Annotated in this window: 9 protein-coding genes; 1 reads left to right on the forward strand and 8 read right to left on the reverse strand. The window is 63.0% G+C overall.

Annotation, left to right across the window (positions count from 1 at the left end; genetic code table 11):
- Positions 1-22 precede the first annotated feature (22 nt).
- Entirely contained in the window at positions 23-715 is a 693-nt protein-coding gene (locus LNV07_RS14195) for a helix-turn-helix transcriptional regulator (RefSeq protein WP_263571819.1), read from the reverse strand.
- A 370-nt stretch (positions 716-1,085) separates the two neighbouring features.
- Between LNV07_RS14195 and LNV07_RS14200 the strand changes: the two genes are divergently transcribed.
- A complete protein-coding gene (locus LNV07_RS14200; protein WP_263571820.1) occupies positions 1,086-1,931 on the forward strand; it encodes a PEP-CTERM sorting domain-containing protein in 846 nt (281 codons plus the stop codon).
- Positions 1,932-2,002: 71 nt separating this feature from the next.
- Here the strand turns inward: LNV07_RS14200 and LNV07_RS14205 are convergent, their stop codons facing one another.
- The 7 genes from LNV07_RS14205 to LNV07_RS14235 form a co-directional block, all read right to left on the reverse strand.
- Positions 2,003-2,224 (reverse strand): tautomerase family protein, encoded by a 222-nt coding sequence (locus LNV07_RS14205; RefSeq protein WP_263571821.1) that lies wholly within the window; start codon positions 2,222-2,224, stop codon positions 2,003-2,005.
- A gap of 23 nt (positions 2,225-2,247) precedes the next feature.
- Positions 2,248-5,067 carry an ATP-binding protein gene (locus LNV07_RS14210; RefSeq protein WP_263571822.1) on the reverse strand — a complete coding sequence of 940 codons (2,820 nt, stop codon included), beginning with the start codon at positions 5,065-5,067 and terminating at the stop codon, positions 2,248-2,250.
- Between the two features lie 2 nt (positions 5,068-5,069).
- Positions 5,070-5,804, reverse strand: coding sequence for a hypothetical protein (locus tag LNV07_RS14215; protein WP_263571823.1), 735 nt, complete (start codon positions 5,802-5,804; stop codon positions 5,070-5,072).
- On the reverse strand, positions 5,801-7,117 hold the full coding sequence (locus LNV07_RS14220; protein ID WP_263571824.1) for a hypothetical protein: 1,317 nt from the start codon (positions 7,115-7,117) through the stop codon (positions 5,801-5,803). The genes LNV07_RS14215 and LNV07_RS14220 overlap by 4 nt, the downstream gene beginning before the upstream one ends.
- An 8-nt stretch (positions 7,118-7,125) precedes the next feature.
- A complete protein-coding gene (locus tag LNV07_RS14225; protein ID WP_263571825.1) occupies positions 7,126-7,725 on the reverse strand; it encodes a cold shock and DUF1294 domain-containing protein in 600 nt (199 codons plus the stop codon).
- A gap of 114 nt (positions 7,726-7,839) precedes the next feature.
- Positions 7,840-9,537, reverse strand: a complete 1,698-nt coding sequence (locus LNV07_RS14230; RefSeq protein WP_263571826.1) for a DEAD/DEAH box helicase — start codon at positions 9,535-9,537, stop codon at positions 7,840-7,842.
- A gap of 503 nt (positions 9,538-10,040) precedes the next feature.
- Positions 10,041-12,812: an SNF2-related protein gene (locus LNV07_RS14235; RefSeq protein ID WP_263571827.1), complete on the reverse strand. Its 2,772-nt coding sequence runs from the start codon at positions 12,810-12,812 to the stop codon at positions 10,041-10,043.
- Between the last annotated feature and the right edge of the window lie 3 nt (positions 12,813-12,815).

The following is a 12,815-nucleotide window of genomic DNA, read 5'->3' on the forward strand; positions in this document are numbered from 1 at the left end:
AGCAGCGAAATGATCGGGCAGGCTACTGCGGCGCAATGCCCTCCTGCGCCCGCCATTCGCTCAGCAAGGCCTGGCGTGGCCTGGGATAGCGGGTCTCCAGCACCGTCAGGCGCTCGATCCGGTCAAGCCTGAAGTTACGGGTCGCCTGGCGCATCTCGCACCAGGCCACCAGGACCCGCGCCGAGTCGAAAAAACCCAGCGCAAAAGGCCAGACGCTGCGCTCGCTGGTCCGGCCTTTCAGGTCGCGGTATTGCAGTGTCACCGTCAGCTCATTTCGCATCGCCGAGCGCAGGCGGGCCATCAACTGTTCGGGTCCGTTCAGCGGCTCGCCGGGGCCGACCAACAAGGCCGAGCTATCGAGTTCATGGCGCAAGTCCGCCGGCAAGACGGCGGAAATCTTGGCCAGCGCATTGCGCGCAGCCTCGGCCAATTGCGCATCCTCGGCGCGCCCGGCTACCCAGCGCGACCCCAGCACCAAGGCCTCCAACTCATCCATCGAGAACATCAACGGTGGCAGCATGAAACCGGGCTTCAAGACATAACCGACACCTGCCTCGCCTTCGATCTGCGCACCCTGTGCTTGCAAGGTGGCGATGTCACGGTACAGCGTACGCAGGCTAACGTCCATCTGCTGCGCCAGCGCCGCACCCTGAATCGGGTGGCGGTGGCGGCGCAGCAATTGAAGGAGGTCGAACAGGCGGGAGGAGCGGGACATAGATATTCAATGGCACGACGGATCAAGCGACGCCGAATGTTACGACTCCATCGGTTCGAGCCATCCAGGAGAAGTCAAAAAACCAAACCCGCATCAGATTCGCATCAAAACGAGACAGTCGGATTTCTTTACACTTTGAACGACAAAAAGCTAACTGGGTATTGCAACTCACTCAATGGACAACTGGCAGTTCAGACAGGGCAAGGACTTGCTTGTTTTAAAAAGATTTTGGAATGATTCTTGCGTCTACCAAACCATGATTCGTTTGGCGGTCAAAGAATCAAGCTTGGCCCAATAACGGCGACCACAGTCAAGGGTAAACCACTGCAGTTTTACCTAACCCTCAAAACAGATGCACAAGGATATCTTCATGATTCGTTCGACTTTAGTTCTCGCGCTGCTAGGCGCCTTCTCCATCAACAGCCAAGCCGGCACGCTGCTGTTCGATAGAGACGTTACAGGCAACGTCATCACCGGCAGTGGAATCGGCAATGGCGGGTTCACCGTCGCGACAACAGAATCCTTGGAAATTGGCCTGCGCGCACGGGTTCGCTACGGCAACCCCGACATCAATGGCGTCTACTCCCCCACAGGACAGACCAATTCCAATCACGACGGCAGCTACAGTCATGCAACAGGTGGTTTCACGCCCTCGGGCGGCGCCAATGGCACCGCCGGCGGTACCCGGGCATCCTGGAACTTTGATTGGTCCATCAACACCAACACCAGCCCCAAACCCGGCCAAAATATTGCTGCGCTCACCTACCAACTGGGCATGGATTTCGACGCTGGCGTCGGCACGCACTTCCAGGTTTTCGACCTAATCAATGGACCCAATCCTTCCGCAGGAGGCGCTGCGGCCTGGGATCACAGCTTCGGCAAAAACTCCACCGCGCAAGGACAGGGCACAAAAGCTTCCGGCGCCACGCTGCCCGACTACTTGCTGTCCTACAACGCTTTGAAAGCGGCCAATAACCTGGTTCAAAATTCGTGGAACTACGATTTCTTCGATAACGACAGCAACTTCAAATTTGACCCCACAAAAGATGGCACTTACACCATCTATCTGCAAGCATTCGGCGCCGACGGCAAGTCGCTGGCCCGGTCTGAGATCAATGTCATTGTTGGCAAGGGTGCCCAGATCCCCGAACCTGCCTCCTTGGCCTTGGTTGGGCTCGCCCTGGCCGGCATGGGCCTGCTGCGCCGCCGGTCTTAAGGTACAGCTGCTCAAAGCATAAGGCCCCGTCTTGACGGGGCCTTATTCATCGCGGCAAGCGATTCGACAAGCTATTTACCGACCTTGGCACGCTCCTGCGCCAAGCGCAACGCCGTCACCGATTGCCCACCGACTCCCCAGTTATCGGTATCAACCTCATCGATGATGACAAAGGTGGTGGCCGGGTTCTTGTTCAGCACGCGCACCAACAGCTCGGTGACGCCGGCGATCAACTCGGCCTTTTGTTCGGGCGTCGCGCCCTCGCGGGTGATCTGGATGTTGACGAAAGGCATGATGCGCTAACTCCTTAAAACACTCAGTCGTAAATAGACTTCTCGGGTCTGCGGGCCAACACCGCGATGGGCGGCGCCCAGCGCTCGCCCCGGCCCTTTTTGCTGGTCACCAGCGTGATCTCGCTGGGCTCGAAGACCTCGACGTTGTGGGTGATTGGCGTCGTCAGCAAATACTGCGCGCGGGTCGAGCGCAGGAAATGGCCGACCAGCTGAATATTGCGCACGTCCAGGTGAGCAAAAGGCTCGTCGATGAAGACGAAGCCGCCCGGACTGTCGTCGTCCTTCATCAGGCCGACCAGCAAAATCAAACTCTTCAAGACCTGCTGGCCGCCCGAGGCCTCGCCGTCGTTGAGTCCCACCTCGCCCTTGCCGTCGAAGTTGAACTTGACCTGCAGTCCGGCCTGCGCCAGCACCATATCGTCATTGTCCAGATGCGGCAGTTCGGCCACGGCAATCACGCCGGCCAACTCGCCCAGCTCCTGCACATTTTTCTTGTAGCGCCGCACGGTCGCACGCAACACATCGATATAGCGCTCACGGGCATTGAAAGCGGCGATGCGGGCCATCTCGTTGCTGGCACGTCGGTCGTCCAACTGGCTGGTTTGCTCAAGCACCGCCGCACTCATGCGGTGATGGCGCTCTTGCACCTGCGGGTCGGTTTCCCACACGCCTTTTTCCAATTCAGCCTGCACATGGCGGCCGGCAATTTCGGCCTGCTTGGCATTCTCGAACTCATCGCGCAAGGCTTGCAGCGTGCTCGCCTGTATCCAGGCCGACGGGAAACGCGCACGTGCCTCGCGAGACGCCTTGGCCTGGGCTTTGAGGTCTTGCAGGCGCGTCAGATGCTCGCGCTCGGCGCGGCCAACGTTTTCTTCGCTGGCCTTCAGGCTCAGCTGCGCCGCCTCATAGTCACGCTCGCTGCGGCTTTGCGCGGTCAACGCCCGATCATGCTCGGCCTCCAGCGCCGTCATGCGGCTGGACGCCTCGGCACGCGCTTGGCGCAAGGCCGGCAAACGACTGCGCGCCGCCGCAAACTCATCCGCCCGCTCCCCCAATTCCTTGGCGGCCTTGTGGCCCTGGGCGGCGCGCTGTGCGTCCTTGAACTGGCGCTCGACCTCGGCCTGCTCCTTGGCCAAACGGCTCAACTCGGCGTCATAGCGCGCCAATTCGCTCTCCAGCGCCTTGCGCCGGGACTCCAGCGCCGACACACCGAATTGAAAGTCACGGGGCTCGACCCACAAGCTGCGCCCGCCGCGACCGTCGCGGTAATAGGCCTCGGGTGTGACCCACTCGCCGCCAACCTTGGCGCCGGCCTCGGTGTCTTTGACCCGCCGAATGCCACCCAATTGACGCAACAACCAGCCCGGCAGCTTGGCATTGATCTTGAGCGCAGCGAGCAAGGAGTCCGGGGGCGCAGCGGCCGGCGCGCTTTCGCCCTCGGCCACCACGTAATGACGATAGCGCTCGCGCGAGGCCAGCGCAAAGGCATGGGCCTCGTCACCCGGCCTTGCTAACACCACCACCCAGCGGGACGGGCGCAGCAGGCCCTCGGCCGCGGCCCGCCAGGCTTCATCGGCAATGTCGATGCAGTCAGCCAGCACATGGTGAGGAATGCCGGCGTCGTCGAGCGCGCGCCGAAAGCGCGTCACGTCGACCGGCGGCGGCGGCAGGCGCTGGCCGGCCAGGCCGTCGAGCGCGGTTTGCGCCTTTTTGCTCTGGTCATTGGCGCGCGTGAAGCTCTCGCGCAGGCTGTGTTGGCGGCCGCTCAAGTCCTCCAACCGCTGCGCCAACTCCTGCGCATCGGTTTCCACCGCGGCCAGAACCTTCAGTTCTTCCTCGCGCTTGGCCAGCAACTCCATCGGCCGCTCGGCCTCGCGGGCGGCGTCGAAACCGCTGCGGTTCAAGCGGCGCTCCTGGTCCAACTCGCCGAGGCGCTGCTTGGCTTTTTGTGAGGCCTCGAACAAGGCATGCAGCTCGGCCCGCTTGGCCGCCTGCGCGCGGGCATCGGCGCCGGCGAACAGGCGCTGCCTATGCAGATCGCGCAAACCCTGTGCGGTGCGCGCGCGAGCCTCGCTCCACTGCAAGACCGGCAAGACTTCCGAGGCGATACGCTCGCGTTCGCGCAGGCGCAACTGATATTGCTGATAGCTGGTGACGCGGTTGGCCAGGTCGGACAACTGTGCCTGCGTGTGCGAGAGCTCGTGGCCGGCTTGTTCCACTTCCTTGAGCAGATGCTGCTGATGGCTGCGAGCCTGGTCATAGCGGTCCAGCACCTCCTGATCGCCAAAGACCTCGAACACCAGGCGCAGCAGCTCCTTGGGGCTGAGCTCGCACAAGCGGTCGGTCTGACCCTGTTCAAGCGCCAGCACGCGGCCGATCGCGCGCGTCAGACCGGCGGCCTCCAAGCGGCGGCGCCAGGCCTCGATGCCCATCCATTCCTTCTCGGCAGCTTCAGTCAACTGTTCGACCGTCTGCACGCCTTCGACCATCATGTATCGGCGCTGCCAATCGCCGCCATGGCGCTCGATCCGGCAGGCCAGCGTGACCTGATCGGAATAGATCAGCGAGCTGGCAAAGGGCCGCGAGCTGTTCTGGCGGCCGCGCGGGCGGTTGTCCACCAAAGCCCGCAACCAGGCGGTTTCGGCGTTAGCGTGGCGGGCATAGGTCTTGTAAGTACGCCCGCCCGAGCATTCCAGCCCGAGCAGCGTGCGCATCGCGTCCAGCAGCGTGGTCTTGCCCGAGCCATTCGGCCCGGCGATCGTGATGATGGCGCCGTCCAAGGGCATGGTGACGCGCTGGCAATAGTCCCAGTGCAGCAGTTCCAGAGATTGCAGATGAAACATGGTCAGTCTTGCTCGGGCGTTATTGTTATCGTTATTTCTTCTTGGAATTCTTCTACCTGATCCCGCCGCAGCGCCGCGATGGCAGGCCCCGCCAGCAGATCGGTCGTGCGCGCCAGCACATCGGCCAGCGCCCCGTCCAGAATGCGCGGCGCCAGCGTGTCGTAATCCAGCAGCAAGTCGAGCAAGGGGCCTTCGGCAATGTCTTCGCCGCGCCGCGTGATGAAGCCGTTGCGCTCCAATAACTTCAGGTTCGAGTCGAGCCGCATCTTCTTGCCCAGCTGATTGCCAAAGTCGACCAGCAAGCTGCGATAGGACAGCGTCGGGCTGACGCTGGCGGCCGTCGGCAGCGGTTTGTCGGTGGCGAACATCTCGTTCTGACCCAGCTCCTTGGCGTCGGCGCGGGCGACCTGGCGCTGACGCTTGGGCAAGACGATCAGCGACCACAAGATCACCAGCAGCGCGACGCCGTCCCGCGGCAAATCGAGGTTGTTGTTGGCGGCCAAACCGGTCTCGCCAAACACCGCCACCTCGGCCGGGCGCAGCATCGCCACGCTGATGTGATCGGCGTAGAGGTTATCGATCACCCGCAAACCAACGGCAGCCAAGCGCTCGCTCAGAGCCGTCCAGACATCGGTATCGATCAACGCACGGCGCACCAGCGGGTGGCTGCGCGGTAACCAGCGACGCGCCAGCAATTGCGCCGCCAAGGCGGCCGCATCATCAAGAGCTGCGCTCATGTCGGATCTTCCTCATTGTTTTTAGCCGGGCTGGCTCGCAGCACGCCTCGGCTCATCCAGCGTATGTATTCATCGTCGATGGGCCCCTGCTCCACGCCCCAATGCACGCGCCAGGGTTGGCGCGCCATATCGCCGGTGGCGCCGGCCAGATGCTGGGCCTGAGGGTCCCCCAGCAGCGGTAGTAACTGCGCCCGGTAGGAGGCGCGGGCATAACTACCACCCAGCACGGCGGGGGCCAAGTCCTGCTCCAACTCGCCGGCCTCGGCCCAGCGGTTCAACAAGGCCTGCATCAGCCCCATCTCGGGCGGCAAACTCATCACCGCCAGCTCGCCCTCGGGTGCGGCCTGGGCAGTCGGCAGCGGCTCGGCCTCTTTGGGCTTGGGCCGGTCACGCTCGAACTCGGCCTCGGCCTGATCCAGCAACTCATGCTGGGACACCAAGACCGGATGGACCGGCCGCGACAGCGCGCCTAAAGACAGATTTTCCAGAAAGTGCACGCTCTGCAACCAGCGCCGCACATCGGTCGTCGTGATACCGGTTGAACCCAAGGTGACGCGCTGGCGGTCGGCCTGTTGCAGTGCACGGTTGAACTGGCTGGCCATCGCCAACAACCGGGCCTGTGCTAACCCCAACTCGCGCGCCAGCCGCTCAAGCCTTGCATTGCCCTGCTCCTGCGCCTGCACCATGATGGCGGTCAAGGCCTCGCTGGCTTTGGCCACCAGGTTCAAGGCCTTGCCAAAACGCTGGCGAGCACGGCGCAGATGGAACTCGGAGCCGCTCGCGATCGCGTCGGCAAACTCGTCATAGAGCCTGGACAGCTGGGCCTGCAGATGCTGCAGCTGCGCCGGGTCCAAGGTGCCAAGCTGATGCGCGCCGGCCACATTGGCCAGCAAGGCGGTCAGGTCGGCATCCTGGCCCACGCTGGTGATCAGCGGCGTCAGCACCCCCAGCAACTGCTGCGCCAAGGGCGTCACGCTGTATTGCTGGTTGGAGCCATCCCAGAGCAGCAGGTCGGCTTCGCGGAAACGCTTCAGCACCAACTCCAGCGGTTCGTCGCGCAGCATATGGAAATGCTGATTGAAGACCTCGCGGCTGATCCGCGAGGCCGGCATCGCCATCACCTCCAGGAACACCCAAACGCGCAGCTTGACCAAGCTGGCCGGCCCGTGAAAGAGCGCACGCAAGCCGGCCGTCAAGCCCTCTTGGCGCTCCAGCTGCCACAAAAGTTGCGCCTCACCGGGAGCCGCCGCATCGCGAAAATAATCTTCAAAACGAGCTTCGTCTTCGCTCGCTGGGTTTGGGTTCTCCCGCATGAAGGCGATTATCCCAGCAACAGGCGCAGCAGCTGTTTTGGCAGCGGCGTCGCCAGCAGCACAAACCCAAAAACATTGAGCCCGGCGCTCAGCCAGAAAACACGCAAAAAGGCGGGCTTGCTGGATTTGTGCCGCAACAACTGCTGTGCCAGCAAAGCGCCGGGCCAGCCACAGGCAAGCGCCAAGCCATGCAGGGTGCGTTCGGGCACACGTTCTTGCGCTTTGGCGGCCGCACGCTTGTCGCCGGCGTAGACAATGAAGGTGGCAAGACTCATCGCCATATAAGCACCCCATAGCGCCGGCGGTAAAGGCCAGAGCAGATGGCAAACCAGATAGAACGCTGCAAAAGCCGGGATCAGATAGAGGCTGCTGGCCGATGTGCTGGCCCTGACGGCTGGCGCATGAAGCCCACGAACATTCACCGCGCGGCGCTTGCCCTGGCCATCCTGCCCCAACTCAAAACTTAGTGACTCTCCCAACTTTGGCCGCTCGGCGCGCAGACCAAAGGCCTTGATGTGCACAAATAGCTTGGCCTCGCCATTGGCGGGCGAGATAAAGCCATAGCCCTTGGTGTCGTCCCATTGAGTTAACTGACCCTGTTGGCGCATAAGCTTAGAAGCTGAATTTCGGTTGTCCCAATAAAAAAGCCCGCTTCTCAGCGGGCTTCTTCATCTACTGCTTGACCGAGCGCCCATTCAAGGCGCCGCAGTCAACAGTGGAAATTAACGACCGAAGCCGCTGCGACGTGGGCCGCCACTGGGAGGGCCGCTACGCTTTGGGCCACCAGGACCGCGCGACTCGAAACCACCACCGGCCGGGCGACGGTCTTGACCGAAGCTGGGCTTGCCGCCAAAGGACGGCTTGTTGTCGCCAAAGGCCGGACGGTCATTGCGGGGCGCGAAGTCGCCGCGAGGAGCGAAGTCACCACGTGGGGCGAAGTCACCGCGCGGAGCGAAACCGCGATCATTGCCACGATCGGCCGGTGCACGGTCGAACGATGGGCGGCTGTCCTGACGGAAGTCACCCCGTGGCTCGAAGCCGGCCGGGCGACCTGCATCACGGTTGAAAGGCTGACCGCCATCGCGTGGCTGGAACGGCCGACCTGCGCCGCCACCAAAGCTCTTGCCGCCGCCGAAGCTCTTGTTGCCGCCGAAGCCGGGCTTACCGCCCCATGCAGGACGCGCACCGCGGTCTTCAAAACCACCCGCACCGGCCGGCCGTGGCGGGAAGATGCGTGGCTCTTGCGACTTGGGCTCCAGACCTTCGATCTGCGCGGCCGGGATTTGTTGCGTGGTGAACTGCTGAATGCGGCGAATCATCGACACATCATCGCGGGTGGCCAGCGTCACAGCCAGACCAGCGCGGCCGGCACGGCCGGTACGGCCGATACGGTGCACATAGTCCTCGGCCTTCATCGGCAGACCGTAGTTGATCACGTGGGTGATGGTCGGCACGTCGATACCGCGAGCGGCGACGTCGGTGGCAACCAGAACCTTCACTTCACGACGGCGCAAAGCCATCAGCACGCGGTTGCGGCGACCTTGCGGCATGCCGCCGTGCAGCGGAGCGACCGAGTGGCCGAGTTCCTGCAGGCGCTCAGCCAACCAGTCAGCGTCGCGCTGGGTGCTGGTGAACACCAGCGCCTGGTCAACATCCTTGTCGGCCAGCAGATGCTCAAGCAACTGGTCCTTGTGGTTGTTGTTGTCGGCCCAGTGCAGACGCTGGGTGATGTTCTCGTGGGTGTCGGTGTGCGAAGCCACATCGATGCGCATCGGGTCACGCAACAAGTCTTGCGCCAAGCGGCCGACGTGACCGGCAAAGGTCGCGCTGAACATCACGGTCTGACGTGTCGAAGGGATGCGATCGGCGATGGTCTTGATGTCGTCGATGAAGCCCATGTCCAACATGCGGTCGGCTTCGTCGAGCACCAGCAATTCGACGTTGTCCAGCACCGCACGGCCCGACTGCATATGGTCCAGCAGACGGCCAGGGGTGGCGATCAAGATGTCAAGCGGGCCGCTCAATTGCTTGAGTTGCAAAGCGTAAGGCATGCCGCCCAAGACGGTCGACAAACGCAGGCCCGGCACATAGCGGCCGTAGGTCTGAGCGGCCTTGGCCACTTGCATTGCCAATTCGCGGGTTGGGCACAGCACCAAGACCTTGGGGCCTTGGACCTTGCGGCGACCCTTTTCGTCAACCGAAGGAGCGGTCGGGTTGGCACGGCTCTCGAGCACCTTGTGCAGCGCAGGCAAGATGAAAGCGGCGGTCTTGCCGCTACCGGTGCGCGACGACACCATCATGTCCAGGCCCTTCAGGCCGGCAGGAATTGCCAATGCTTGTACTTCGGTGGCGGTCTCGTAGCCGGAATCTTTAACAGCGCGCAGGAGGGCTTCTTGGAGGCCTAGATTTTCAAAGCTCATGTATTTCTTTCAACAATGCCGTGGCCCACCCCGCAAATAACGAGACGAACACACGCACCTGATGCACAGCAAAATTTTGCGCATCAAGCCAGTAAAGTCGCTGGGAGAAAGCTCGCGTCGTGCACCGGGTCTTGGGAGACGGCAAAAGCATGCCGTAAGGTGCCAGGTGCGGCGCCGGGGGAACAGTCAAAGCGACGGCATCGCCGCCGACCGAACCCGAAGGGTGTTCAGCGCTTCACCCTGGAGGGGTGCACTGGCGTCACCGATAAAGGTGTGCCGGTGTCACTGCACGCAATCGCTTAGATCAAATTTGATCGAATTGGGCAGTGGCCTGAACGGAGGTCAGAGGAGACGTACGAAATGCAGCGGTAATCACCGAAGCAAGACTGCGACTATAGCACACTAGGGTTTTCACGGAATGAACTTCCGCCAAGATCGACATCGAAGGGGCCTGGTGCGTGCGAAAAATCACACCGGGCCGCTTCGATGACCGAGAAGCCGGTTCAGTCGGTCAAAACGCTACACAAAGCCGTCAAGGCTTGCATGAAGCGACTCGGCTCGTCGCCGAGCAGCAATTGCCGACTCGCATCACCGTCCAGGCTGCCCGCCGGCAAGTCGGCCACGCCGTCAAGCGCTTGCAACATCGCCTGCTCCAGGCCGGTCTGCGCGAGCAACTGAATCAGTGGCAGGCCGCGCGAATGCTCGTCGGCCAGACAAACAAGCCGCTGCTCCAGCAGCGCTTCGCCCCAAGGCAGCTCAAGGTTGACCAGGGCGGCGCGCTCGATCTGCAGATCGAGGCCGAGTGCCGCCCTATCGCTGCAGAGCAAGACCGCGCGGGCCGAGTCATCGCGCCATTGCCGCACCAGCTCAATGCGCTGCGCAAGCGTCTGCTCGGCATGCAACTGCACAAAAGCCGTGCCGCCGGCCTGCAAGCGCGCGGCCAGCAAGCTCAGGGCATCGTCCCATTGACAGAACACCAACAGATGCTCCGCCGCCGCACCAAGCAATTCACGCGTTAGCGCGGCCACGGCGGTCAACTTCGGCGCGTCGGCTACGCCCACCTCAGGCGCGAGCAACTGCGGGCTGATGGCCAAACGGCGCAAATGCTGCAAGGTCTGCTGCAAATGCAGCAACTCGCTCTCCGACACATAGGCGCTGCGCTGCCAGCGCGCCACGGCACGCCGCAAGTCAGCCAGCAAGGGCTGCTGCAACAGCGATTGCTGTGACGTCAGGGGCACGGCACGCAATTGCACCAAGGCCACCGGCAAGGTCGGCTGCAGCTCGGCGCGGCTGCGGCTGAACATCACCCGCTCCAGCGTCTGATCCAAGCGCTCTAAGGCATAGAAATGCATCGCCTGGCCGCTGCGCCGCACATGGCGACTCAGGAAGCGCTCCCAGGGCCCATTGCGATGGCGATCCAGCAACTCCACCAGCGCCAGCAATTGCTGCGGCTGCTCATCCAGCACCTGCCCGCTGAGCATCAGCAAGAAACCCTTGTCCAGCCTGCGCAACAGCGCCAACGCATCCGCGTCCAAGCGCGCGGCCTCATCCACCACGATCAGCTCGGGCGCGAAACCCTGCAACAGGGTCAAGTCTTGCCTCAACGAGGACAGGGACGCGATCTTGATCTCAAGCCCGCCCTGCCCCAAACTTTGGCATTGCGACTGGCGCGTGCCGGCATCACCCCAAATCATTTGAGCCGAGGCATGACTGAGGATCCGCGCCTCGCCGAGCCAGCGCGTCTGCGCGGACTCGGCGCACAAGACCAAGACCCGCTCGACGCCGAAATGACGGGCAAACAATTCGGCCGCAGCATAGGCCGGCGCGTACAGCCCCAGACCCAGATCGTCGGCCACCAGCGCGCGCCCTGCGCAAGCGGCAAACAAGGCCGACTCCAATTGGTAAAGCGGCAGCGGCAGCTTCAGCAGACCGCGCAAGGCTGGGCTCTCCAGCCCTTGCGGGTAGGCTTGCGCCAGGCCTTGCACGCGCTGGCGGGCATCGCGGCCAAGCGCCACCTGCTCCCACACGCCGGCTTCGACGCGAACCTCAGCCCCAAGCTCCGTCGCCATTTGCAGCAGGCCGGTCAGTCGACCCACGGCATCGGCATCGTCGGCAGGCAGGCGGCCGCGCTCATCCAGCAAGGCCTGCGCCTCACGCGCCAACTCCATTGGGCACAGCTGCCCCTGACGCCAGCGCAGATAGCGTGCGGCCCCGTAACCCATCAAGACCTCGCTGTAATCCGCGCGCAGGCCTTGCTCGAGCGCCGCGCGCTGCTGCGGGCTGTCCAACAAACTCCCCAGGGCGAATTCCACATGCTCACAGCTGCCGCGCTCACCAAAGCGGAAATCGGCACAGCTGCAGCGGCAGTCGCTCAGACTGGTGCCGCGCACCGACACCGCCCATGTCTGCTCGCCAGCCAACTCGGCAACGACATAGTCGCCGAAGACGCCTGCGGCGGCAGCGTTGGGGCGCTGCAGCGCGAACTTTGCAGGCGGCTTTGGAATGGCGGGTGGAGCGGCAGGCGCCACTGGCAGTGCAACCGGTTTTGCGACCGGTTTGCTTCGTCCGGTCGAACTCTTGGCTGTCTTGGCCGGCGGGGCGACGGCCTTGGCCTTCGCCTTCACCGGTTCGGCCGACTTCTTCACGGGCTTCTTGGCGGCAACAAGCGGCTCAACCGGCTTAACGGCCACCGGCACCACTTGCTTTGGAGCTGGCTTTGGCTTGGCCTTGCTCACCGGCACCGGCACCACCGGTTCGACGCTTCGCGCCAGATCCGGAACGGCGACTAGCTTGGGCGACGCTTTTTTGACAAGGGCTTTCTTGGTAACTTCTTCGGCGGGCTTGCTGCTCCGCTTGGCCGCTGGTTTCACTACAGGCTTGGCGGCCGGCGCGACAACTGCCGCTGCAAGCACGGCCTCGATGGGCTTGACCACTTTTTTGCTTGTCGTCTTGCTTGCCGTCTTGCTTGTTACATCGCTTGGCGGCTTGGCCGCGGCCTTCTTCGCCGGCACCGGTTTGGCGACTTCGACGGGCTTGCTCGCCTTCTTGGCCGCCACGGTCTTCTTCGCCGCCACCGGTTTCGTTTCGGCTTTGACTGCAGCTTTTTTAACTGCGGTCTTTTTAACGACGGCCTTGGCGGCAGCCGGTGCCTTCGCTGCTTTTGCGGGCTTTGCAGCCACAACGGGCTTGCTGACTGCTGCTGCGGGCTTGACGGAACTGGCGGCAATGACGGTCTTGGCGCTGGTCTTGCTGCGCGTTTTAGGGGCGATGGCCATAAG

The sequence above is a fragment of the Roseateles oligotrophus genome, from assembly GCF_025717515.1.
GTDB lineage: Bacteria > Pseudomonadota > Gammaproteobacteria > Burkholderiales > Burkholderiaceae_C > Paucibacter_A > Paucibacter_A oligotrophus.